Source organism: Citrobacter sp. W9 (assembly GCF_026719375.1).
In the GTDB taxonomy this organism is placed as follows: domain Bacteria; phylum Pseudomonadota; class Gammaproteobacteria; order Enterobacterales; family Enterobacteriaceae; genus Citrobacter; species Citrobacter werkmanii.
This window is the reverse complement of the sequence record NZ_JAPPTE010000001.1, coordinates 391,668-416,015: the sequence shown is the minus strand read 5'-3', so window position 1 is coordinate 416,015 and position 24,348 is coordinate 391,668. Positions and strand designations below refer to the sequence as shown.

At 51.3% G+C, this 24,348-nt stretch carries 21 protein-coding genes and 1 tRNA gene; 10 read left to right on the top strand and 12 right to left on the bottom strand.

Going from position 1 to position 24,348, the window contains the following annotated elements:
- Positions 1-2 precede the first annotated feature (2 nt).
- From OOJ59_RS01915 to OOJ59_RS01900, 4 genes are all read right to left on the bottom strand, one after another.
- Entirely contained in the window at positions 3-3,146 is a 3,144-nt protein-coding gene (locus OOJ59_RS01915) for a CusA/CzcA family heavy metal efflux RND transporter (RefSeq protein WP_160956077.1), read from the bottom strand.
- Between the two features lie 11 nt (positions 3,147-3,157).
- Positions 3,158-4,450, bottom strand: a complete 1,293-nt coding sequence (locus OOJ59_RS01910) for an efflux RND transporter periplasmic adaptor subunit (RefSeq protein WP_160956078.1) — start codon at positions 4,448-4,450, stop codon at positions 3,158-3,160.
- Between the two features lie 76 nt (positions 4,451-4,526).
- Positions 4,527-4,874 (bottom strand): cation efflux system protein CusF, encoded by a 348-nt coding sequence (gene cusF, locus OOJ59_RS01905; RefSeq protein ID WP_069323108.1) that lies wholly within the window; start codon positions 4,872-4,874, stop codon positions 4,527-4,529.
- A gap of 32 nt (positions 4,875-4,906) precedes the next feature.
- A complete protein-coding gene (locus OOJ59_RS01900; protein WP_160956079.1) occupies positions 4,907-6,289 on the bottom strand; it encodes an efflux transporter outer membrane subunit in 1,383 nt (460 codons plus the stop codon).
- A 195-nt stretch (positions 6,290-6,484) separates the two neighbouring features.
- On the opposite strand from OOJ59_RS01900, the gene cusR reads away from it, so the two are divergent.
- The 5 genes from cusR to uspF all read left to right on the top strand — a co-directional run bounded on the left by cusR (position 6,485) and on the right by uspF (position 10,418).
- Complete coding sequence (gene cusR, locus OOJ59_RS01895; RefSeq protein WP_038638530.1) at positions 6,485-7,168, top strand: copper response regulator transcription factor CusR; 684 nt, start codon at positions 6,485-6,487, stop codon at positions 7,166-7,168.
- The gene (locus OOJ59_RS01890; RefSeq protein ID WP_160956080.1) at positions 7,158-8,609 is read left to right on the top strand and encodes a Cu(+)/Ag(+) sensor histidine kinase; all 1,452 of its coding nucleotides are present in this window, start codon (positions 7,158-7,160) and stop codon (positions 8,607-8,609) included. Before cusR ends, OOJ59_RS01890 begins: the two co-directional genes overlap by 11 nt.
- A gap of 120 nt (positions 8,610-8,729) precedes the next feature.
- Entirely contained in the window at positions 8,730-8,939 is a 210-nt protein-coding gene (locus OOJ59_RS01885) for a hypothetical protein (RefSeq protein ID WP_160956083.1), read from the top strand.
- A gap of 83 nt (positions 8,940-9,022) precedes the next feature.
- Positions 9,023-9,826, top strand: coding sequence for an MBL fold metallo-hydrolase (locus OOJ59_RS01880; protein ID WP_160956081.1), 804 nt, complete (start codon positions 9,023-9,025; stop codon positions 9,824-9,826).
- Positions 9,827-9,989: 163 nt separating this feature from the next.
- Positions 9,990-10,418, top strand: a complete 429-nt coding sequence (uspF, locus tag OOJ59_RS01875; RefSeq protein ID WP_038638520.1) for a universal stress protein UspF — start codon at positions 9,990-9,992, stop codon at positions 10,416-10,418.
- 65 nt (positions 10,419-10,483) lie between these two features.
- Here the strand turns inward: uspF and torD are convergent, their stop codons facing one another.
- From torD to torC, 3 genes are read right to left on the bottom strand one after another with little or no spacing between them, the layout of a single operon-like run.
- Positions 10,484-11,098 (bottom strand): molecular chaperone TorD, encoded by a 615-nt coding sequence (gene torD, locus OOJ59_RS01870; protein WP_160956084.1) that lies wholly within the window; start codon positions 11,096-11,098, stop codon positions 10,484-10,486.
- On the bottom strand, positions 11,095-13,635 hold the full coding sequence (gene torA, locus OOJ59_RS01865) for a trimethylamine-N-oxide reductase TorA (protein WP_121528720.1): 2,541 nt from the start codon (positions 13,633-13,635) through the stop codon (positions 11,095-11,097). The genes torD and torA overlap by 4 nt, the downstream gene beginning before the upstream one ends.
- Positions 13,625-14,803 carry a pentaheme c-type cytochrome TorC gene (gene torC / locus OOJ59_RS01860; protein ID WP_042309930.1) on the bottom strand — a complete coding sequence of 393 codons (1,179 nt, stop codon included), beginning with the start codon at positions 14,801-14,803 and terminating at the stop codon, positions 13,625-13,627. Before torC ends, torA begins: the two co-directional genes overlap by 11 nt.
- 131 nt (positions 14,804-14,934) lie before the next feature.
- Here torC and torR point away from each other — a divergent pair, with 131 nt between their 5' ends.
- Positions 14,935-15,627: a two-component system response regulator TorR gene (torR, locus tag OOJ59_RS01855; protein ID WP_087857091.1), complete on the top strand. Its 693-nt coding sequence runs from the start codon at positions 14,935-14,937 to the stop codon at positions 15,625-15,627.
- On the opposite strand, the gene torT is transcribed toward torR, so the two are convergent.
- Positions 15,600-16,631, bottom strand: a complete 1,032-nt coding sequence (gene torT, locus OOJ59_RS01850) for a TMAO reductase system periplasmic protein TorT (RefSeq protein ID WP_160956082.1) — start codon at positions 16,629-16,631, stop codon at positions 15,600-15,602. The genes torR and torT overlap by 28 nt on opposite strands.
- Positions 16,632-16,713: 82 nt before the next feature.
- Here torT and torS point away from each other — a divergent pair, with 82 nt between their 5' ends.
- Complete coding sequence (gene torS / locus OOJ59_RS01845) at positions 16,714-19,470, top strand: TMAO reductase system sensor histidine kinase/response regulator TorS (protein WP_199963881.1); 2,757 nt, start codon at positions 16,714-16,716, stop codon at positions 19,468-19,470.
- A 37-nt stretch (positions 19,471-19,507) separates the two neighbouring features.
- Here torS and OOJ59_RS01840 read toward each other — a convergent pair.
- Both OOJ59_RS01840 and OOJ59_RS01835 read right to left on the bottom strand, forming a co-directional pair.
- Positions 19,508-19,584: transfer RNA gene (locus OOJ59_RS01840), tRNA-Arg, on the bottom strand.
- A 38-nt stretch (positions 19,585-19,622) separates the two neighbouring features.
- A complete protein-coding gene (locus tag OOJ59_RS01835) occupies positions 19,623-19,802 on the bottom strand; it encodes a hypothetical protein (RefSeq protein ID WP_069324008.1) in 180 nt (59 codons plus the stop codon).
- Positions 19,803-19,839: 37 nt separating this feature from the next.
- On the opposite strand from OOJ59_RS01835, the gene fimW reads away from it, so the two are divergent.
- The 3 genes from fimW to fimZ all read left to right on the top strand — a co-directional run bounded on the left by fimW (position 19,840) and on the right by fimZ (position 22,761).
- Positions 19,840-20,433, top strand: coding sequence for a fimbria biosynthesis transcriptional regulator FimW (fimW, locus tag OOJ59_RS01830; protein WP_085047585.1), 594 nt, complete (start codon positions 19,840-19,842; stop codon positions 20,431-20,433).
- Positions 20,434-20,819: 386 nt separating this feature from the next.
- Positions 20,820-21,542, top strand: coding sequence for a fimbria biosynthesis regulator FimY (fimY, locus tag OOJ59_RS01825; protein ID WP_087857088.1), 723 nt, complete (start codon positions 20,820-20,822; stop codon positions 21,540-21,542).
- Between the two features lie 586 nt (positions 21,543-22,128).
- Entirely contained in the window at positions 22,129-22,761 is a 633-nt protein-coding gene (fimZ, locus tag OOJ59_RS01820; RefSeq protein WP_038638509.1) for a fimbria biosynthesis transcriptional regulator FimZ, read from the top strand.
- A 49-nt stretch (positions 22,762-22,810) separates the two neighbouring features.
- Here the strand turns inward: fimZ and sfmF are convergent, their stop codons facing one another.
- Together sfmF and fimH are read right to left on the bottom strand one after the other, a co-directional pair.
- The gene (gene sfmF / locus OOJ59_RS01815; protein WP_121528712.1) at positions 22,811-23,347 is read right to left on the bottom strand and encodes a fimbria assembly protein; all 537 of its coding nucleotides are present in this window, start codon (positions 23,345-23,347) and stop codon (positions 22,811-22,813) included.
- On the bottom strand, positions 23,340-24,347 hold the full coding sequence (gene fimH, locus OOJ59_RS01810; RefSeq protein WP_038638504.1) for a type 1 fimbria D-mannose specific adhesin FimH: 1,008 nt from the start codon (positions 24,345-24,347) through the stop codon (positions 23,340-23,342). The genes sfmF and fimH overlap by 8 nt, the downstream gene beginning before the upstream one ends.
- Between the last annotated feature and the right edge of the window lies 1 nt (position 24,348).

Below are 24,348 nucleotides of genomic sequence, written 5' to 3'. Positions count from 1 at the left end.
GGTTACTTTTGCTTGCGATGTCTGTGCAGCCACATCAGCTTATACGCAGCCGGAATGATGAATAGCGACAACAGCGGCGCGGTGATCATGCCGCCAATCATCGGCGCGGCGATGCGGCTCATCACTTCTGACCCGGCTCCCGTCCCCCACAAGATGGGCAACAGACCGGCGATAATCACCGCCACGGTCATCGCTTTCGGGCGCACGCGCAGTACAGCGCCGTGATATAACGCTTCATCCAGTTTATCCGCCGTAAAGGTTTGCGGGTTTTCCAGCGCAGGCTCTGCTTCAATGGCGTGACGCAGATACATCAGCATCACCACGCCAAACTCTGCGGCCACGCCGGCCAACGCAATAAACCCGGTTCCGGTCGCGACCGACATATGGAACCCCATCCAGTAAAGGAACCAGATGCCCCCTACCAGGGCAAAGGGGACGCTGGTGATAATCAACAGCGCTTCGCCAAAGCGACGGAAAGCCAGATAAAGCAGGACGAAGATAATCATCAGCGTCATCGGCACCATCAATTTGAGCTTATGGCTGGCGCGTTCAAGCAGTTCGAACTGCCCGGAGAACGCCACGCTGGTCCCCGGCTTTAACTGCACCTTTTCCGCGATCGCTTTTTGCAGATCGTTCACCACCGAAACCATGTCACGATCGCGGGCATCGATGTAAATCCAACTGGTGGGTCGCGCATCTTCTGTTTTTAACATTGACGGCCCAGAAACGACCGTGACATCCGCCACATCAGCCAGCGTGATTTGCTGTTTCATGGGGGTCAGAATGGGCAGATTACGCAGCGCTTGCGGGCTGTCGCGATAGCTCTGCGCATAGCGAAGGTTGATAGGATAACGCGCGATCCCTTCTACCGTTTCGCCCACCATCGCGCCCCCCACAGCGGAGGTCACAAACAACTGTACATCACCAACGGTCATGCCATAACGAGCCGCTTTCTCACGATTAATATCCACGTTGAGATAGCGCCCCCCTACCAGACGCTCAGCTAACGCAGAGGCGACGCCTGGCACGGTTCTGGCCACCTCTTCAATTTGTTCCGCCGTCGCATCGATATCAGCCAGCACGTTACCTGACACTTTAATCCCGATAGGGCTTTTTATCCCGGTAGAGAGCATGTCGATACGGTTACGAATTGGTGGCACCCACAGATTCGCCAGCCCCGGCAAGCGCACGGTTTTGTCCAGCTCGGCGATGATTTTGTCCATCGTCATACCCGGACGCCACTGATCCTGCGGCTTCAGTTGGATCGTCGTTTCAACCATTTCCAGCGGCGCGGAATCAGTTGCGGTTTCCGCTTTACCGGTTTTACCAAATACGCGCGCCACTTCAGGAACGGTCATGATCAGCTTATCGGTTTTTTGCAGCATGTCCGCCGCCTGCGCCGCCGAGATCCCCGGTAGTGTCGAAGGCATATACAGCAAATCGCCTTCGTTAATCTGCGGCAGGAATTCACCACCGACTTTATTCAGCGGGTAGATAACCGTCAGTATTGACAGCACCGCGACCAGGAGGGTGGTTTTGGGCCAGTGCAGCACCTTCAGCAATAGCGGATGGTAAATACGGATCAGAAAGCGGTTAAGCGGGTTACTGCTTTCCGCCGGTATTTTTCCGCGGATCCAGAATCCCATCAGGATCGGAATAACCACAATAGCCAGAAATGCCGCGCCCGCCATAGCATAGGTTTTGGTGAACGCCAGCGGACCAAACAGCCGCCCTTCCTGCCCTTCAAGGGTGAAAATAGGGATAAACGACAACGTAATTATCAGCAGGCTGATGAACAATGCCGGGCCGACTTCCACCGAGGCGTCAGTAATGACCTTCCAGCGCGTGGCGTTATCCAGCTTTTTACCCGGATGCTGATGCCCCCACTCTTCCAGTCGCTTATGGGCGTTCTCAATCATCACGATTGCCGCATCAACCATCGCCCCAACGGCAATAGCAATTCCCCCGAGCGACATAATATTGGCGTTCAGCCCTTGGAAATGCATCACGATAAACGCGATACACAGCCCCAACGGCAGGGAAATAATCGCCACCAATGCCGAACGCAGATGCCACAGAAACAGCGCGCACACCAGCGCAACGACAATAAACTCCTCCAGTAGCTTGTAGCTCAGGTTATCAATGGCGCGATCGATAAGCTGACTGCGATCGTATGTTGTAACTACCTCAACGCCTTCCGGCAGGCTGCTTTTCAGGGTGTCGAGTTTGGCTTTAACGGCGGAGATCACCTCACGCGCATTTTTACCGGAGCGCAGGATAACCACCCCGCCCGCCACTTCGCCTTCGCCGTTCAGCTCGGCGATCCCGCGGCGCATTTCCGGTCCAATCTGAACGCGTGCCACATCGCGCAGATAAACCGGTACACCGTCGGCCCCGGTTTTCAGGACGATATTATTGAAATCATCAAGCGTTTGCAGATAGCCACTGGCGCGCACCATATATTCGGCTTCAGCCATCTCCACCGACGAGCCGCCCGCTTCCTGATTTGACGTATCCAGCGCAGATTTCACCTCCGCCAGGCTGATGCCATATTGCGTCAGCTTCATCGGGTCGATAACCACCTGGTACTGTTTAACCACGCCGCCCACCGAGGCCACTTCCGCCACGTTAGGAATCGTTTTTAACTCATATTTTAAAAACCAGTCCTGAAGAGAACGTAATTCCGCGAGGTCATGTTTTCCGCTGCGATCCACCAGCGCATATTCAAAGATCCAGCCGACGCCCGTGGCGTCCGGTCCCATTTCGGCACTAACGCCTGCCGGCAATTTTCCCTGCACCTGGTTGAGATATTCCAGTACGCGCGAGCGTGCCCAGTAAGGATCGGTGCCATCCTCGAAAATGACGTACACATAGGAATCGCCAAACTGCGAGAAGCCGCGCACCGTCTTCGCGCCCGGTACCGACAGCATGGTGGTGGTCAGGGGGTAAGTGACCTGATTCTCGACGATTTGCGGCGCCTGTCCGGGGTAGCTGGTTTTGACAATCACCTGGACATCAGAGAGATCGGGCAGCGCATCAACCGGGGTGTTAATGATGATCCAGGTTCCCCAGATGCTGAGAAACAGCGCCCCCATCATCACCAGGAAGCGGTTTGCCACTGAACGGCGGATAATCCATTCAATCATTTATCATGTCCTCAATGTGAATGGGTCGCCTGGGCTGGCATCGCGCCTGCGTCTTGCGCACCACTGTGCTGGGCGCGCATACGGTCAAGGGCGCCAGAAATATTCGCCTCGGAGTCAATCAGGAACAGGCCGCTGGACACCACTTTTTCACCTTCGGTCAGACCTGAGCGAATAGCCGTCAGCCCCTGAGATTCATGGAATACAGCAACCTGCTTCGGCACAAATCGACCTTCATGATCAACGGTAATCACCCGCTGTTCGGTACCCGTATCAATTAACGCTTTAGACGGGATCAGCAGCATCGGCTCGCTTTGCGTTTTCAATTGCAGGTATGCATTCATTCCAGGCTTGAGCGCTTCGTCGGGATTATCAACCTGCAAACGCAACTGGAGGGTACGCGTGGTAGCATCAACGCTTGGCAAAATACTCCACTTACTGATGGTGAATGGCTTATCCGGCCAGGCAGGAACAGTGATGCGAAATTGCGAGGCGTCTTTAATCAGCCAGGCAATAGATTCCGGGACCGACGCGCTGACCCATACCGGATCCATTCCCTGAATTTTCGCGACCACATTGTCTTTAGAAATATTCATGCCGGTACGCAAATCGAATGCGGTGATCACCCCATCAATGGGGGCTTTCAGGGTAAAGCGGGTCTGAATTTTACGCGTCGACTTTAAACGCTGGATATCCGCTTCCGGCATACCGGCAAGGCGTAATCGCTCCAGAATCCCTTCCACCTGCGTCGCGCTGCCGCCGGTCTCGCGCAGCAGCAAATATTCGCTCTGCGCCTCAACCCAGTCAGGAATCGTCAGGTCAATGAGCGGAGAACCCTTCTTGATTTTGTCACCCACAGTGAGCGGGTAAACCTTCTCGATAAAGCCAGCGGAGCGTGCCTGGACAATAACAAACTGGTATTCGTTATAGCTCACGTTAGCCGGGAAAGTTTGCGCATAGTGCAGTGGTCCCCGACGCACGGGTTCCGTTTTTAGCCCCAGATTCTGGGTCTGAGTGGGATCGATGCGCACGCCAGGTGCTGACGCGCTTGCGGTCTCTTCATCTGCATATTTCGGGATTAAATCCATATCCATGAACGGCGATTTGCCCGGCTTGTCAAAACGCGTATTCGGATACATGGGGTCATACCAGAACAGAACTTTTCTGGCTTCTTTTGGCGAAGCCGGTCCGGTTTCGCTCGATACTTTTGCGGATGAATAATAAGTATAAACACCGACAGAAATAATCCCACCTGCAATCATGCCAGCGAGAATAAGCGCGGTATTTTTAATATTTAAAGACGCCATAATGATTTCCATTGCGCGATAATCTCACCCGCGCTCGCAAGAACCCGGGCAAGAATTAAAGAGACCAGCGAGAACGTTATTTACTGATGTGAATATCGCGTAACACAGAGAGATTTCCCTGCTGAACAAACGTAAACGCGACCTTATCGCCCGGTTTAATATCGTCAGCCCTGGTGTCGGCCACCAGCGTAAAACGCATCGTCATCGCCGGCCAGTTCACCGCCGGAATAGGATCATGTTTAATCGTGACTTTTTTACTTTCCATATCAACAGCTTCAATCACTCCAGTCGCGCTAATGCGTTGTTCCTGTTGAGCCGCCGGCTGCATACTCATCATCTCGCCATGTTGATGCTCATTGGCCTGAGCGTTAAATATGACCACAGAGAAAAGGCTTAACAGCACGGCTTTGGCGGTAGTATTCATAGTTGATGCTCCTGAAAAGTTAATATTAAGGTTTACTCCACCCAACCGCCGCCTAAGGCAGCAAACAGCTTAATTTCATTAACCTGCTGGGCGTAATTAAGATCGAGCAGCGATTGCTGCGTGGCAAATAAAGAACGTTCGGCGTCCAGAACTTCGATATAGCTAACCGCGCCATTCTGATACAGCGCTCTGGCACGTTGTAGGGTGATTTGCAATGACGCCAGATAACGCTGCTGGCCGCTAATTTGATCGGCAATGCTTTGGCGCAACGCCAGCGCATCGGCCACCTCTTTAAATGCACCCTGAATTTTTTGTTCGTAATTCACCACCGACTGCTGTTGGCGAATTTCAGCCAGATCAAGATTGGACTGATTACGTCCGGCGTTAAAAATTGGAATATCTATTTTGGGGACAAAATTCCACATGCCGCTGGCAGCATTAAACAAGCTGGAGAGATCGCTGCTGCTACTGGACACGGAGCTGGTCAGGGTAATCGACGGGAAAAATGCCGCCCGCGCGGCGCCGATATTGGCATTCGCCGCCATTAATCCGTGCTCAGCTTCCATAATATCCGGACGCTGTAACAGTATTTGCGACGAGAGTGATGGCGGCAGCGTAACCGGTTTAATATCTCCGCGACTGCGCGCCCTATCATCGGGTAATTTTCCGTAGGTACCCAGCAACAGTTGCAGCGCGTTGTTGGCCTGCGCCAGTTCACCTTTACGCTTCGCGATTTCGCTGCGCGTACTTTCAATCACGCCCCGCGCCTGTTCCAGCGCCAGTACATTAGTGCTACCAGTGACCAGTTGTTTTTCAACAAAGGCGTAGGAACGTTGATAGTTTTGCAGCGTTTCTTCGGCAATTTGCAGTTGTGCATAAGCCAGACGCTGATTGAAATAACTTTGCGACACGTTAGAGATTAATGAGATATGTACCGCCCGACGCGCCTCTTCGCTGGCAAAGAAATTCTGTCGATCGGCTTCACTCATATTTTTCAGCCGCCCAAAAAAATCCAAATCGAAACTGAGATTCAGTCCGGCCTCGAATTGGCGATCGGTGCTGCTGTCGCCTTTTAATTTACCGCTGTAGGTACCGCTGGATCCTGCCGTAATTTGCGGATAGCGGTCAGCGTCCGTGACGCCATATTGCGCTCGCGCCTCCTGAACCTTCAGCACAGCCATACGCAAATCGCGGTTATTGGCCAGCGCCTCACCAATCAGCACCTTAACCTGGTCGTCAACGAAGAAGGTCCGCCAACCGGTGTCCTGATAATTCCCAGAGGCTGACACCAGCGCATTCTGGCTTAAGGAGAATTGCTGTGGCACCGGCAAAGCCGGGCGCTGATAGTCCGGCGCTAATGAACAACCGGCGAGAACGAATATAGCGCTGAGGGTAAGAAGCTTAAATTTGCTCATAGTTCTTCACGTCCTGACCGGACTGATGACCCTAAAATATGTAGGAATTTATAGGGTTGTACTTTAACGAAGTGACTCTGTTTAACCGGTGACAGGAAAATGACAAAACTGTCATTTTCCCAATAACCGATTGCTATCCGATCCCGCTTCCCTAGAATTGAAAGTCCGCACAAGCAGTGCGAGAAGGAGAATGCGATGAAGATTTTGATAGTCGAAGATGAGAAAAAAACCGGTGAATACCTGACGAAAGGCCTGACGGAAGCAGGTTTTGTCGTGGATTTGGCGGATAACGGCCTGAACGGGTACCACCTGGCGATGACCGGCGATTACGATCTGCTCATCCTCGACATCATGCTGCCGGATGTAAACGGCTGGGATATCGTACGCATGCTACGTAGCGCCAATAAAGGCATGCCCATTCTTCTCCTCACTGCGCTGGGTACCATTGAACATCGGGTTAAAGGTCTGGAATTAGGCGCTGACGATTACCTGGTCAAACCGTTTGCCTTTGCCGAACTGTTGGCGCGGGTCAGAACGCTATTACGCCGGGGTGCGGCGGTAATTGTTGAAAGCCAGTTTCAGGTCGCAGATTTAATGGTTGATCTGGTGAGTAGAAAAGTCACCCGCAGCGGGGCGCGCATCACCCTGACCAGCAAAGAGTTTACGCTGCTTGAGTTTTTCCTGCGCCACCAGGGAGAAGTTTTACCCCGCTCGCTGATTGCCTCTCAGGTCTGGGATATGAATTTTGACAGCGATACCAACGCCATCGATGTCGCCGTTAAGCGTCTGCGCGCCAAAATCGATAATGACTTTGAGCCGAAACTGATTCAGACCGTGCGCGGCGTGGGATATATGCTTGAGGTTCCTGATGGCCAGTAAACGATGGCAACGCCCTTTTTCCCTGGCGACACGACTGACCTTTTTCATCAGTCTGGCGACTATCGCTTCATTTTTCGCCTTCGCATGGATAATGATCCACTCAGTGAAAGTGCATTTCGCCGAGCAGGACATCAATGATTTACAAGAGATCAGCGCCACGCTGGAGCGTATTCTTAATCAACCGAACGAACCTGAACCACGCCGACTGGAAACGCTAAAAAACGTCGTGGCAGGTTACTCGAACGTCATTATTTCTCTGGAAGATAGCAATCAGAAGGCTATTTTTCATTCACCTGACGCCCCGGATCTTCGGCAATTTATCGCCAGTGCAAGGCCGGATAAAAATGCCCAAGCCCGCGATGTCTTTATTATATCCGGCCCCATGCTGCAAACGCCCAAACATACGCACGGTCAGATGACATCATCAAACTGGCGCATGATTCGTTTGCCTGTAGGCCAGCTTGCCGATGGAAAACCGGCATATACGCTGTACCTGGCATTATCGATCGATTTTCATCTGCACTATATTAATGACCTGAAAAACAAGCTGATTATGACGGCATCACTGATTAGCATGATGATTGTTTTTATCGTGCTGTTCGCCGTTTATAAAGGTCATGAACCGATCCGTAATGTCAGTCGCCGCATCCAAAATATCACCTCGAAAGATCTCGACGTACGCCTTGATCCGCAAACCGTGCCTATTGAACTGGAACAGTTGGTCAGTTCGTTTAATCACATGATCGAACGCATCGAGGATGTTTTTAAACGTCAATCGAATTTCTCAGCGGATATTGCCCATGAGATCCGCACCCCAATTACCAACCTGGTCACGCAAACGGAAATTGCGCTAAGCCAGATCCGCAGCCAAAAAGAGCTGGAGGACGTGCTGTATTCCAATCTCGAAGAATTTGGCCGGATGTCGAAGATGGTGAGTGACATGCTGTTTCTGGCGCAAGCGGATAATAATCAACTGATCCCGGAAAAGACCGCGCTCAATCTGGCTGATGAGGTCAGTAAAGTGTTCGACTTTTTCGAAGCCTGGGCAGAAGAGCGTGAGGTTGGTTTACGCTTTGAGGGGCGCGAATGTTGGGTATCGGGCGATCCGTTAATGTTACGCCGGGCAATGAGTAATCTGCTTTCAAATGCCATGCGTTACACGCCAAAAGGCGAGTCAGTGACCGTGCGGGTGAAAGAGGCCGATGAACAGGTGCAGATAGTCGTTGAAAACCCCGGCCCGCCAATTCCTCCACAACATCTTCCGCGACTCTTTGACCGCTTCTATCGGGTAGATCCTTCCCGGCAACGTAAGGGAGAAGGCAGCGGCATTGGCCTTGCGATCGTGAAATCGATAGTCATTGCCCATCAGGGAAAAGTTGCAGTGACATCTGATTCACATGCCACCCGCTTTATTCTGACGCTGCCCCGGCATGCAATTTAATCTCTGCTGATGACGGTTAAGTGTTTCCTGTTCTCTGACACAACCGTCATATTCCTGTCACGTCACTGACAGCCCTCGCTAATTATAATTTCTTCCGTAAACCCACACAGGAGAAATATGATGAATAAGATGTCCTCTTTTTTAGCTATCGCATTTTTTATCTCAGCAGGCGTTAATGCAGCCGAAACGTCACCCCATGCACAATCATTTTCGCAAATGAATGAACATGAAAAAGCGATGGTAGTACATCAGTCGACAAATAATGCTCATTCCTATGCCCATGAGCAGCAGGCGGAAAAACACCGTGCGCAGGCAAACTCTGCACAATAACGGATAACGCCAAAGGGCGCTGCGATCACAGCGCTCTCAAAAGCTGTGCGTTACAGTATGCCGTTTTAATACTGGAGTCAGGCATGGCTTTAACCCTCACGGTGTTGCTTGAAAACCGGCGCGCTGCTGGCGCAGATAAATCATTACGGGCAAAACCCGGATTAAGTCTGTTAATTCAGGATGAAACCAACACCATACTGTTTGATACCGGGCCGGATGACAGCTTCATTCTAAACGCCGCGCAAATGGGGATCGACCTGACACAATTAACCGCCGTGGTGCTGTCACATGGTCATTACGATCATTGTGGCGGCGTCCCCTGGCTTGCCGATAACAGTCGTATTATTTGCCATCCTCAAATAGCCTGTGAGCGTTACGCGTCGATAACGCTTGCGGGAAAGCCGCGACAAATTAAAAAACTCTCCCGCGATAACGACTACTCTCGCCTGAATATGGAATACACCCGCGAACCGTTGGCGATTAGCGATCGTTTTTTGTGGTCCGGGGAAATTAGCGTATCCACACCGCAGGCCTACGGTGTTATTCACGAGAAAACACCTCAGCCGGATTACATCAGCGATGAAGGCGTATTGATCTATAAATCTGACCGTGGGCTGGTGATCATTACCGGTTGCGGGCACCGGGGAATAGAAAATATCGTCCGCCATTGCCAGAACATCACCGGCATTCGCAAAATTCACGCCCTCATCGGTGGGTTCCATTTACGCGCCGCCTCTCCCGCTAAGCTGTGGCGGACGCGGCAATTTATTAAGCAGCAGCAACCGGAAAAACTGCTCGGCTGTCATTGTACCGGTTCGTGGGGACGGTTGTGGCTACCGGGAACAAAAGCCCCGGCAACGGGGGATGTCATCGTGCTGGCGAACTAAAGGCGGTAAAACGTGCCCCACATCTGCATTAGAAAACGGGAACTTACGTTCCCCGTTTATCATTGACGACAATTATGCACGCAACCTTGATCTGGTCACTTATTATACAGAGACAACCTTGGGTACACTCAGGATAGAGGTAAACAAACAGGAGGTAGTGAATATGTATCGCTCAATTCTGGTGCCCATTGATATCTCTGAAGCCGATTTAACCCGCCATGTTGTGCCGCAGGTTCAGGCGCATGCCAAAACCGCCAAGGTCCATTTTCTGGCCGTTATTCCTACCGTTCCGTTCTATGCCTCGCTGGGGCTGGCCTACTCAAGCGAATTCCCGGACCGCAGTGGTCTGCAGGCCAAGGCCAGCGAAAAACTCGAAGAGATTGTTAAGCAATTCAACATTCCTGCAGGCAGGAGTCAAATCCACGTCGTTTACGGCCCGCCGAAGGATCAGATCCTCAAACTGGCGGAGGCGGTTGACGCCGAACTTATCGTCATCGCCTCGCATAAGCCTGGTTTTAGCACCTACCTGCTGGGTTCAACGGCTTCTGCCGTAGTCCGCCATGCGAAATGTCCGGTGCTGGTTGTACGGTGACACTGGCTAACACAATAAACACGGGCGTAAATTTACGCCCGTTTTTTTCCGACTAAGGTCAGCACTCAGTGCTGATTATCCAGCCTGACCAATGCCAGCAACAGCTGGCTCAGCGCACCATAAAACCCAAAATCATCATAGCGACAGCATTTAGCGGTGAATTCCGGTAACCAGCGTAACAACCCCGCCAGCGTTTCTCTGCGCAGCGCGTCAATTTGCTGATGACGCAAGCCAGCTTCAGCCAGTGAAAAATGCAGATGACTCAGCAGCTCGACGAAAATCGCCAGGTGATCGGCTGACTCGCTAAACGTATTGCTGACCTGCATCCCCGCATCAGATAACAGTTGTTTAATGACGCCGTAGTTCGATCCCCCTTCGTGATGAGCCGACGCATAGGGTAACGCCGCGTGTTTGTCCGACATCAGAAACAGACTGCAAAAATCAGCTGCCAGTTCCAGAGTGACGTCTTCACGCATCTTAAGCGCCGCAATTTTTTCCTCCAGCAGAAGTACTTCCGCCTCAAGCGATGGCTCACTTTTTAGCAACGCAAACCACCCCGCCATTTCGCTGGACTGCAACTGTTCCAGGCTTTCGTCATCGCGCTCACGGGAAAACAACTGCGCCAGCCACGCGTAAACGCAGGCCACCTGCTCTGGTGTCAGAGAAGAGTCTTTCATTATGACCTCCCCTGCTCTGCCGGAACATATTCGCACTGTGCTACCATTTTTATCGGGCCGCTGAATGCCGTCACATTCGCCAGCTTGCCGGTATATTTCTCGATTTCCACCAGCGCAGTATGGGCACTGGTGGCTTGTGCCAATTGAGACGTGCCGATATCTATCGTTAACACGTTCGGGTTGCCGTATTTGCACAGTGCCCCGATTTCTCCGCCGTTCTCCGGATCGTACCAGGCGCCTTCATGAATACGCACGACGCCTGGCGAGTAGAGATCGGAGACAACTGCCCCGGCGAGTACTTGTCCACGCGCATTAAATACACGGACGATATCACCATTGCGAATCCCTCTTGCACTGGCATCCTGCGGGTTGATAAACACCGGTTCTTTGCCACTCACCGCATAATGCTTACGTAGCGCTTCAGATTCACAAAGCTGCGAATGCAGACGGAAGTCCGGGTGGACGGATTGCAGATGCAGCGGCCAACGCTGCGACCCCGGCCCGCCGTGTGATCGTTCGATTTTCTCAAACCACATCGGATGCCCCTGGCAGTCGTCATACTGCATATCGGCAATAGTTTTCGAGAAAATTTCGATCAAACCGCTTGGTGTCCCCAGCGGCTCAAGATCGGGATCTTCGCGGAATGCCTGATGTCGAACAAACATCTGCGGATGCTCGAACTCGACGTACTCCTGCTGATTCCAGAAGACGTCAAATGCCGGGAGATGAACGCCGCGCCCTTTCCCCTGCTGGCTTCCTTCCTGCCAGATCCGCTTCAACCACCCCATCTCATCCAATCCTTCGGTGAAGGCCTCTTCACGATTAAAGCGGCGGCATAGATCGCGGAAAATATCGAAATCATTACGCGCTTCAAATTGCGGCTGTACCAGCTGTTTCATGGCGATAATGCCGCGGTTGGAGTGGTTGCCATACTGGTCGAGATCGTTACGTTCAAATTGCGTCGTCGCAGGCAATACAATGTCGGCGAAGCGACAGGTCGAGGTCCACTGATTATCAATAGCGATAACGGTTTCCAGCTTCCGCCAGCCCTCAATAATGCGGTTGATCTGCTGGTGGCGATGAAAAGGATTGGTCCCGGCGAAAACGCACATCTTCAACGGCGGCAATTTCACCGTTTTACCGTTCCAGTTAATTTGCTTGCCCGGCTCCAGTATCGCATCAATAAAACGTGCAATAGGGATGGTGCTGCTATAGCCCTTATAATCGGTGCTGTCATGTATCGGAGGAACGGTGGTGGAGCCAGAAAAACCACTCAGAATTACACCCTTACGGCCTGGCGTACCCGCGCCGTTATAGTGCCAGCCAAAACCAAAGCCCCCGCCGGGTAAACCGATTTGTCCGAGCATTGAAGCCAGCACCACAATCATCCACGCCCATTGCTCCCCATGCTGCATGCGCTGGACGCACCAGCCGGCAATAATTTGCGTTCTCCCCCCTGCCATCTGCCGTGCCAGTTCACGAATCGTGTCGGCATCGATCCCACATATCTTTTCCGCCCACAGGGCATCTTTAGGCTGTCCGTCACTTTCTCCCAGCAGATAAGGCAGAAACTGTTCAAACCCCACGCAGTAGTTATCGAGAAAATGCGGGTCATAGAGCTTCTCGGTATAGAGCGTGTGCGCCAACGCCAACTGTAGCGGCACATCAGCCTGCGGATTTACGGCAATGTGTTTAACTTTATCACGACCCAGATAGTCATGAGTCGAGGTGACGACCGGGTCAATACTGATGACAGAGATCTCGCCACGCGCCACTTTTTCCTTCAACTGCTCGTAGTATTCATAGACATCATGATCCGGACACCACCAGTTCGCCTGCTGGTTTTTGATCAGATCGGAGCCCCACAGCACAATGGTTTTGCTGTTCTTCAACACCAATGGCCAGGAGGTTTGTTGCTCATACACCTCCATTGAACCCACCACCCGCGGCAGGATCACTTGAGCGGCGCCGGTGGAATAGTCTCCCCCGGTACCCACGCTGTTGCCATGCAGCGCAATGGCGCGCGCCAGCATACCGGAAGCGTTATGGAACATGCCGGTTGATTGCCAGCCGCTGGCCGTAAGCAGCGCGCTTGGACCATAGGTCTTCTGAATGCGCTCCAGCTCCTGATAGAAGAAGTCCAGCGCTTCATCCCAGGAAACGCGCACAAAGCGGTTATCGCCGCGTTGTGTGGTATCGCTCTGGTGTCGTTTACGTAACCAGTCAACGCGCACCATCGGATAACGGATACGCGCGCCACCGTGTACATGATCCGGCAGTCCGGCGATCATTTTGGACGGGTACTTATCACGCTCAAACGGCTTCGCCTCGATAAAACGCCCATCAACCACGGTGGCACGGATTGCTCCCCAGTGAGAACCGGTCAAAATCCCCTCTTTAACACCTGTTCCCTGTACCTCGGCGGCACTGGCGCTACGCGGTGTGAGTAGAGAGGGGCCTACCATACCGGCTACGGTCAAACCGCCCAATTGCAGCAGGAAACGTCGGCGAGATGCCTGAAAGAGATCGTTATTTTTCATTGCTTTCTCCCGTAGCGCTATGTGGCTTGTCCGTGGTGTCAGAGGCATTCATCTGCAGATATTTCAGCAAGGTACGTTCTTCGCGTTTATCCAGACTGGTAAACCCAATCATGCCGTTCAACGTGCCAATCCAGCCGTTGGCGTCAAAGTGTTCTTTCTCTGGGGCGCCGTGGCACTGGTTACAGGTTCCGTTATAGAGTGAGTCGGCATAGGCCCAAATCGGCTTGATGTCGTTAACCATATCGCCCTTGTGCATCCAGGCGGTGGCTTGCAACTTACTCCACGGCGTATTCGTTTCCGCGACGGTGGTTTGTTCCAGCGTTTTCACGTGCTGCTGGATATCACCGCGAATAGAAGCCACAAAAATGCGCTTACCCGGCAGTTGCGCCAACACGCGCTGACGTCCGTTACTTTCGGTCCAGCCCACAATCTCAATTTGCAGCCAGTCGCCGTCACGCTTTAACACTTTGACTTCAGAGGCGGGCAGCAGTGAACCAGCGGGCTCTTTATCACCTTTCGCGGCATACAGAGGTTTGATGTCAAGGGAGTAGAGCGTATCGCCATCATCATTCGCACTGGCGCGAAGCGCATCAAACTGCTTGCGGAAACCGCTGCTCATGTCGGGAAGTTGGTGCGCAATGCCTTTATGACAGTCGATACAGGACTGGTTATCCTTCGCCGCAATTTTCATCTGGCGCGCGGCTTCAGGATGCTGTTTAGCGTGATCCATCGCGTCATAGTTATGACAGGAACGACAGGTTGCGGAGTTGTTCTCTTTCATTCGCGCCCATTCGCGCTCCGCCAGCTCGGCGCGCTTGGCTTCGAATTTCTCAGGCGTATCAATAGAGTGGGCAACAAAGGTCTGGTAGATATCGTTGCTGGCCTCCAGCTTACGTTTCACCATACCAGGGATATCTGATGGAATGTGGCAATCGTGACACTCTGCGCGCACCCCGGAGGCATTCTGAAAATGCACCGACTGTTTATATTCTTCATAAACCGGCTGCATGCTGTGGCAACTCACGCAAAACTCGGTTGAACTGGTTAATTTAATGCCAACGTGCGGTAAGACGATCAGAGCGATGCCGACCACAATTCCGATAACGACCAGCGCCAACACTGACCAACGTGCGCTCGGTCTGAGCAGCGCCCTCCATAGTTTCCGCATAATAGCCCCTGTAATTATATGGTTTAGTTACAGAGGATCTTATTTCCCAAATGTGAACAGCAACACTGGTCAGGATGAATGGCTTACGGCACAATGTGAACAGATATGAACAGAAAGAGACAGCAACCAGGATGTCGCATCACATTGTCATTGTTGAAGATGAGCCGGTTACCCAGGCGCGGTTACAGGCTTACTTCGAACAGGAAGGTTATCACGTCTCAGTCACCGCCAGCGGAGCCGGTCTGCGTGAAATCATGTCGCTACACCCTGTCGATTTGATTCTGTTAGACATCAATCTCCCGGACGAAAATGGCTTAATGCTGACGCGCGCCCTGCGCGAACGCTCAACGGTGGGCATCATTCTGGTGACGGGTCGCAGCGACCAAATCGACCGTATCGTTGGCCTGGAAATGGGGGCAGATGATTATGTCACTAAACCGTTAGAGCTACGTGAACTGGTGGTTCGGGTGAAAAATTTGCTCTGGCGGATCGATCTTGCCCGCCAGACGCAGCCGGAGACCAAAGACAACTGCTATCAGTTTGCCGGATATTGTCTGAATGTCTCCCGCCATACCCTGGAGCTTGGCGATGAAGCCATCAAACTCACTCGCGCCGAATATGAAATGCTGGTCGCCTTTGTCACTAATCCGGGGGAGATTCTCAGTCGGGAACGCTTATTACGCATGCTTTCCGCACGACGGGTAGATAATCCAGACTTACGCACTGTGGACGTTCTGATCCGCCGTTTGCGCCACAAGCTGCGGGCCGATTTGCTGGTGACACAGCACGGGGAAGGCTATTTTTTAGCAGCCGATGTGTACTGATACAGATAAACAGGGCGAAATCCGCCGGGTGACAGTGAGCGCTGAACATGCCGGCTGTCCGCATTTTTCGACGTAAGCACGAGGATCGGCGGACTGATATTTTCCGGCACCGACTGCCCTTGCAACACCCTGATAGCCTGCTGAATCGCCAGTTCGCCTTGCCAGACCATTTGATCGCTGGCAGCCATAATAATTCTTTCGCGTTTAAGCCCGCGATAAACCTGATGCGACAAATAAAAAGAGACCACGGTCAATGGCGTTCCCTGATTACGTCTCTCCCCCATCGCCGCTTCTGCCGCAATTGCCGTACCGGCAACCACATCGGCATCCGGGTGACGCTCAAGCATCTCCTGCAGCAGGTTACGCTGTATTTCAATATCATTATCACCCAACGCCATATCCACAATCTGTACCTGACTACCGACAATCGCCTGGCGGAATCCATCCACCATTTCGCGGCTGCCGCCCGCGTCGTCAGGGCCTGGCAATAATAAAACTTTTAGTGGCCTGCTACCGCTCCATTTAACCAGATAGCGACCTGGCTGATACCCCATCTGGAACCACGGCACCCCAACCCGGGCTTTCACCGTCGCGTCATGTATCGCATTCACCACCTCAATAACCGGCAGCGTGCCCACCTGCGCCTGCAAATCCGGAAAAGTTGTCGTGCTACTGCCTAACAAAATGGCATCCGCGCCCCATTGCTGACACTGGGCGATTTGCGATTTTTGCGTGCTAAACTGGCGATACCCTCCCGCTTCAAACACCTTCAGGCTTACCCCATATTTTCTTGCGGCCTCAAGCATGCCGTAATTTACAGAAAGCCAATAGGAATCCTTCAGACTGGGATACAACGCGCACAGTTTCCATGCCTTGTTTGCCGTCACGGTCAGTTGCGATTGCGGGACAGCCTGCTGCGTACCCTGCCAGCGCAGCAATAGGGACTCGGTCGCGTGACCCAGACCGGGAAAAAGTGTGATCAGCAGGAAAAGCAATACGCGCATGATAGCCTCATCATTGATAAGGCTTTATCCTAGTTGCTTTCCTCTTTTGGACTCAACCTTTTTAATCTGTGGCGACCAGACAGTGAATTTATCTCTGACCAAACGACTGTGGATTGGCTTTGCGCTGATGGCGGCACTGACCCTCATCAGCACGCTGGTAGGCTGGTATAACCTGCGTTTTGTCAGCCAGGTTGAGCAGGCCAATACTCAGGCGCTTATCCCGACCATGGATATGGCGCGCCAGCTCAGCGAAGCCAGCGCCTGGGAACTGTTTGCCGCGCAGAATCTGACTACCGCAGATAATGAAAATATGTGGCTGGCTCAGGGACGGATGTTAACCGCCCAAAGCCTGAAAATAACTGCATTACTGAAAACCCTTCGCGAGCAGGGCTTTGACACCTCGGCCATTGAACAACAGGAAAAAGAGATCGCCCAGTCGTTAAGCCATCAGGGGGAGATGGTTGGCGAGCGTTTGAAGCTACGCGATCAACAACAGCAACTCAGCCAGCAAATTGTTGAGGCCACCACAGACGTAGCCGAAATGGCGCGCGGACAGGCCAATAATGCCGCCACGTCTGCGGGCGCTACTCAGGCAAGTATTTATGATCTGATCGAGGGCCGTCAGGGCCAGGCCGCTGAACAAGCGCTGGACAGGCTCATTGATATCGATCTGGAATATTATAATCAGATGAACGAACTGCGTCTGAGCGCGTTACGGGTGCAGCAAAGGGTGATGAATCTGGGGAATAACCAGGCGCAGAATAACCTGGCGGCGCTGGAAACCCAGCTCAATGCCGCCGTCAGAGTGCTTCACCGCCGACAAATTCGTATTGAGGATCCGGTGGTACGCACTCAGGTTGCCAATACCGTCGATACGATTGGCCGTTATGTTGATCTGCTGGCCCTGTATCGTCAGGATAATGACATCACCACCCGGTTACAGATCTTATCGCAGAACAATATCGAGCAATTCACCCGTTTCAGTAGCGAAGTCAGTCAGTTGGTGGACATCATCGGCCAACGCAACCAGACCGGACTGGCGCATCTCAAACAAGCCAGCCAGCGCGGGCAAAACCTGTTGTTGCTGTTGAGCGGCGTCTCATTATGCCTGTTGATTCTCATTCTTTGGCGTGTGGTTTATCGCTCAGTCACCCGTCCGCTGGCACAGCAGACGCAGGCGTTACAGCGCCTTCTGGAAGGCGATATTGATTCCCCCTTCCCGGAAACCGCGGGTGTTCGCGAACTGGATACCATTGGTCGTTTGATGGATGCCTTTCGTACCAGCGTTCATACGCTCAATAGCCATCGTGAGCATCTGGCTGCTCAGGTTAAAGCTCGCACCGCAGAGCTTCGCTCTCTGGTATATGAACACCGACAAGCGCGCGCTGAGGCCGAAAAAGCCAACCAAGCAAAATCGGCGTTTCTTGCCGCCATGAGCCATGAAATACGCACTCCGCTGTATGGGATCCTTGGCACCGCGCAATTGCTCTCAGACAATCCCGCACTGGCGCAGCATCGGGATAATTTACGCGCCATCACCGACTCGGGCGAGTCTCTACTGACCATCCTTAACGATATTCTGGACTATTCCGCCATCGAAGCTGGTGGTAAAAATGTAGCGATCGGCGATGAACCTTTTGAACACAAACCCTTGCTGGAAAGTTCGCTTCAGCTAATGCATGGCCGCGTCGCGAGTCGCCCCGTCGAGTTGGTAGCGGAATTTGCCGATGACGTGCCCATGGCCCTACGCGGCGATCCGCGGCGCATCCGACAAATTATTACTAACTTATTAAACAACGCACTACGCTTTACCGATCATGGACACATCATCCTGCGTAGCCGGCGTGAAAACAAAGACTGGTATATCGAGGTTGAAGATACCGGATGTGGGATTGACCCCTCCCGTCAGCGCGATATTTTTCAGCCGTTTGTACAAGTCAGCGGCAAACGTGGAGGAACCGGGCTGGGACTCACCATCAGCGCAAGTCTGGCTCAGGCGATGCAGGGAGAATTGAGCGTTACCAGTACACCCGGTGTCGGGAGTTGTTTTCGCCTGCGATTACCATTACGCGCGGCCGCAATGCCCATGGTTGAATCCATCCAACACAGGGTATCGTTACAAGGTTTGCGTTTATTACTTATTGAGGATAATCCCCTCACACAGCACATCAGCACGGAAATGCTCACTCTCAATGGTGCGCAGGTCACCGCTGCCGACAGCGCTGCTAATGCGCTAAAAATATTGCAGAAAGATGCTCGTTATGACGCTGCTCTGGTTGATTTCGATCTGCCGGATATCGACGGTATCACGCTGGCACAACAGTTAATTCGCACGTATCCAGGGCTTAACCTGATTGGCTTTAGCGCGCACGTTATCGACGAAACGCTTAGCCAAAGAACCAGCACCTTGTTTCTCGGCATTATTCAAAAACCGGTCCCCCGGGATGAACTCAGTCGGCTGATTACCCATTATCTGCGCGATAACGAAGCCATTTCGCAACCCCCTGGGGGGGAAAGCGCACGGTTGGACACTCAGCAATTGGCCGACGATATCCAGGCCATGGGTGTACAAAAAGTACATGAATGGTTAGCACTCTTTAAGCAACATACCCTGCCTTTATTAGATGACATTGACGCTGCACGCGCAGAAGGCGAATACGAGCAGCTAAAGCGCCTGGCGCATCAGCTTAAAAGCAGTTGTGCCAGCATGGGAATGCGCTCAGCCAGCAAGATGTGTGCAGCGCTGGAACAACAGCCGTTTGCGGATTTTTCACTCAGAGAGGAAGTGCATCGCAGTCTTAATGAAGTAGAAATATGGCTGGAGAAGGAAAAGTCGTAGCGGTACGCAGAAGCTAAGAATTGGACTTACTGTGAAATGGTACGCCCTGTAGGATTCGAACCTACGACCTACGGCTTAGAAGGCCGTTGCTCTATCCAACTGAGCTAAGGGCGCATTGTGAAGTGATAACTTCATGCAGAGAAACGCGTGAATTATACGGTCAGCGCTTGCTGAGTCAATGCCTTTTGTTTCAGTTGCTGGTGAAGTGTACGAATGTTGATTTTTTCTGGTCGTTCAAGGGTATCCAGGAAATCACCTGGTAACAACTCAGCCCGCATAGCGCCAGATTTAAGGATACATGTATTTAGAATATTTATGATTTTGCTTAACATTCCCTTACCCTCTTTCCAGCGGTTCAGGAACTCTTCAATGTTAAGTATCGCCATCAAGGAAGAAAATAGTCACTTCGAACACGGGCTGAAAATCATTATTTCCCATCTGGCAAGTCAGTGGCATCAGGAGATTAGTTTTTTGCCTGTCGAGGAGATCGATCGCGCCGACATCGCGTTTATCTCACTGGATGAAGATTGGCTCAGCGCCGAATGCTATCAGGTTCCGGTTCACACCAGGCGCCAACACCGGGTGGTGATCTGCAACAGAAACGATAAAGATAAGCTGATGTTCCGGCCCTGCCTGTACATGTTGCCGCTGATCTATCGGGAAGATGACGTTGACGAGATCACCAAAAAATTAGTCCTCATCTTGCAAAAACGCGCGTTACGCAACAGCGTACCGGCGACTATCTGCCATTACTGCACCACCCGCAACTTTTCTATTGCAGAGCGCCAGTTCTTAATGTTTCTTGCCAGCGGATATACGTTAGCCGAAACCGCTCACCTGCTCTCAATCAGCGATATCCATGCCAAAGCAACCCGTCGCAGCATTATGAAAAAGCTGCACGTGAAAAACGATCAGCAATTCTTAAGATACATCCGTGCGCATCTGAACTTTCTACAAAATTAGGTGGAACCTCTCCGCCTAATTTTTTATTGAGAAATATCTCACCATCAATTAAGTATCGGCTCCTACTGTACCTGGCAGCTGACTGCCAGAATAATCCAGTCATACAATTCATGAGGTAACCGAAAGGTACACCCGGTAATATTTTAACTAACCCCAGAGAGAGGTTGAACTGGATAAAACGATCTTTTGGGCATTGAGTAAGACATCAGAAAACTTCCGGCAGATTATTCTGATGGGATACTCAATTGCCAGTCTGGTGATTGTTGAAGACATTGAAACCCAACGGCACAAGGGAACTCACCGTCGCGCTGGAAAAATTTGGGTCAGGGATGTTTGTTGTCAGCAATTTATCCAGAGCTGCCGCAACAGAAATGGAATGGAAACGGATGCACAGCGCAAAACGCCGGGAACGACATCGCCGTATACGAAACGCTAACTGTACCCATCAATATCCCCACTGTACCTCACAAGTATTCGACCAAATCGAGTATCTGGCGCAAAAAATCGAATACACCATACCGGGCGATACTATATCTCAGGCGATTATTACAGGAGACTATTATCTTGCCTATACACTGAGCCGCCATTTATTCTCAGGCACGCGCACCGCGATCTTCCGGTCCATTGAATCGGCGCTGGTCTGCCTGCAAAAGTCGGTCATTAGTCAGTTAGTGGTTGATATGGAAGGCTTAACAAGCTCTTACTTCGATATTCTTCAGTGCCTGCGCCAACTACTTAAACAGCGGAATGATATCCAAATCTTCATATTGCTTTCCAGTCATGATGAAGATCTTAAAACCTTTATATCACTGTCTGGCCCATTTTATATCTTATCACGCAGTCTACACCTCCCAGAGATGCGTCAGGCGTTATTATCCCCGGTGCTAAATTATATTCATTCGAGGCGCATAAAGCAGGTCGATTGGGAGATGGTGACCTTACTTTTACAAGGTAACTCCTTAAAAAAGATTGCTCAGTTACAGACACAACCCTACCACCGCATCATCTATCGCCTGAACCAGTTGATTACCCGCCTGGGATTACCAAACCGGCAGCGCTTTTTGCATCTGATACATCGTCTCAACGTTACCTCTCATCATTTAATTTAACACCATAACCCTATGTCCAGTAAGATTTTTTAGGAAATTACTTATTTTAGCATGAGAAAATTGATCCAATTTTCACAAATATTTAATATTTACAACTATTCCTGGTATTATAGATACCACCTCTTCCACACTTAACCTTACTGTTTCTGCGTACATCGCTCGAAAATAGTGTTCCCGCTGACTTAACAAAACCTAAACAATTAGCTTATTGTATCGTTTTTACTATTTAAAATAAATTTTCAATCTGCCATAATTCGAACCGCAGATAAATAATGCCAATAGTCATTAACACATCTGGATCTTTCAGAACATCCTAACTGCCATTAACAATCGGGATGTTGTAAGTCTTTTCCGAAAGAGCGGAGCAGGTATAATCCTCACTGTTTCCTGATTAATTGTTAGTTTTTCCAGTGTGAAATGGATGTTCCACAAATTCATTGTTCTGTAGAAGAACAACCGAATAAACAAGGACGAAATAGTATTTATTCGGTTCTCCTCAGAACAACTCTTGGCTATTTGACAATATTATAACGCCTGATGTTTTATCAAATTCGCAAGATACGCAAACAGTTTGAGGCATACAACAATGAAACCAGCATCCGTTATCATTATGGACGAACACCCTATTGTCAGAATGTCGATAGAAGTACTCCTCGAAAAAAACAGTAATATTCAGGTTGTGCTGAAAACCGATGACAGCCGCGCGGCAATAGAACATCTACGCACGTACCCTGTCGATCTTGTCATCCTGGATATTGAACTGCCTGGCTCTGATGGCTTTACATTACTCAAGAGAATAAAATCATTGCAGGAGAATACTCGGGTGCTATTTCTGTCTTCAAAATCTGAGTCTTTTTATGCCGGGCGCGCTATTCGCGCCGGGGCAAATGGTTTTGTCAGTAAACGAAAGGATCTAAATGATATCTACAATGCGGTAAAAATGATTTTATCAGGATATTCTTTTTTCCCTTCGGATACACTGAACTTTATTAACAATGTAAATGTGCAAAAAGGTGTATTAAATGATATGCCGCTCTCTAACCGCGAGGTGACGGTTTTACGTTATCTGGCAAACGGGCTATCCAACAAGGAAATTGCTGAGCAATTGCTACTCAGCAATAAAACGATTAGCGCTCACAAAGCTAATATCTACTCCAAGCTCGGTTTGCATACCATCGTTGAACTGATCGACTACGCCAAAATGCATGAATTAATGTAACAACACTCCCGGCGAGATGTCGTTCGGGAGTGTTTTGTCAGCGCAATGATTAGTTATAGTTAATCATAAACGTGGCATCGGCCCTGGCGACCCCGGGCTGCACCCCATCAGCCAGCGCGATATAGTTGGCAAAAAAAGTCAGCGTGGCATTGCCATTCTCATCAATACCGACGGCCTGGCTGGCCTGCTCAAGCGGCAATCGCGTCCGGTCGCTATCGCGCAGCTCAATCGCCACCTTTTGCGCCATAAGCGCGTTATCGAGCGCCAGTAGCGTAGTACCTGGGGCCGGGGTCCCGGAGAACGTTATCGACGCGGATCCCGGCGGACAGCCTTCAAGCTTCAGCGTAAACGAGACCGGTTGGGTGGTGTCTCCGCTGGTCTGTAACTGCTTTGTCGGCCAGGTGCCTAAATCAACCGACTTATTGCTGTCGCTGGCAATCACCGCGCAGGTAAAATCCACCACGTTACCGCGCAGTTCAATATTGATTTCTCCCAGCGACGAGGCGGCCTGGCATAACGCGCTGAATGCCAGCATCGGCATAATCGCCAGAAATGCCCATGCGCCGGGCTTTTGCTTATTAGTCATAGTCCACTCGCAGATAGCCACGGGCAGTAAAAGGCCCTTCCGTGGGTTTATTACCCGTCACGCTGACCGGCCATGTCCGGATCCCAACACTCGCCGCGGCGTTGTCGTCCAGTTGAAATGGAATAGTGCTGGACAGATTGTTAGGCGTTAGCGGATTACCGCTGCTGTCGGCAACAATGAAACCTAAATCCGGGTTGTTTGAAACCATCATTTGCCCGGAGGCTTTCTCCGCTTCTACCCGCATGGTCAAGTAGGCCTGAGCGGCAACGTTGGTGCATTTTATGGCCACCGTTTTTGTCTGCGGATTGATGCCTTCAGGCTTGTTGCCCGCGCCCGCCTTGCTAAACAGCGATGCGCCAATATCGCCAAAATCAAACTCGACAATCTGTCCGGCGTTCACTTCGCAGTTTTGTGGAACCTCCACCTTACCGCTGTAGCTAATGGTGTAAACCGGCGTACTCAGCGCATCTCCGGTACTGGTGGTGACATAGACTCTGAACATCGTCTGCCGGGGAATAGGCACCATGTTAATAAATGAGCGGATCACTTTGAGTTTAAACACCAGCTTTGAATCCATTACGCCAAAAGGTTGCTGCTTAGGCACGTTAGGGTGAGTCCCCATGCGGATATAGTTACGCGGGGGATAAAACAACCCGGCGTAACTGTCGGTGATGCTCATAGCCCCCAGCAGGTAGTCATTGAGTTTCAGGTACTGAAAACCGCCCTCGGTACTTTGAACCGGAAGTTCAGTGACATAGCTTCGATAGGTATAATCCACCGTCGTCCCTGCCGGACAGGTGGCATTAACGCCAATCCAGCCTGATTTTTCCGGCAACGTCACCACCTGTCCCGGCTGGTTGTTGCTGCTGTTAAAGACATTCGACAGATCGTAAAAAACATCCGTTGGTGTGCCATTCGAATTTTGGCAGACCGTTGCCCAGGACGGTTGCGCCATCAGCAGTAACGCGCTTGCCAGTAACAAACCTGTTTGTCGTTTCATC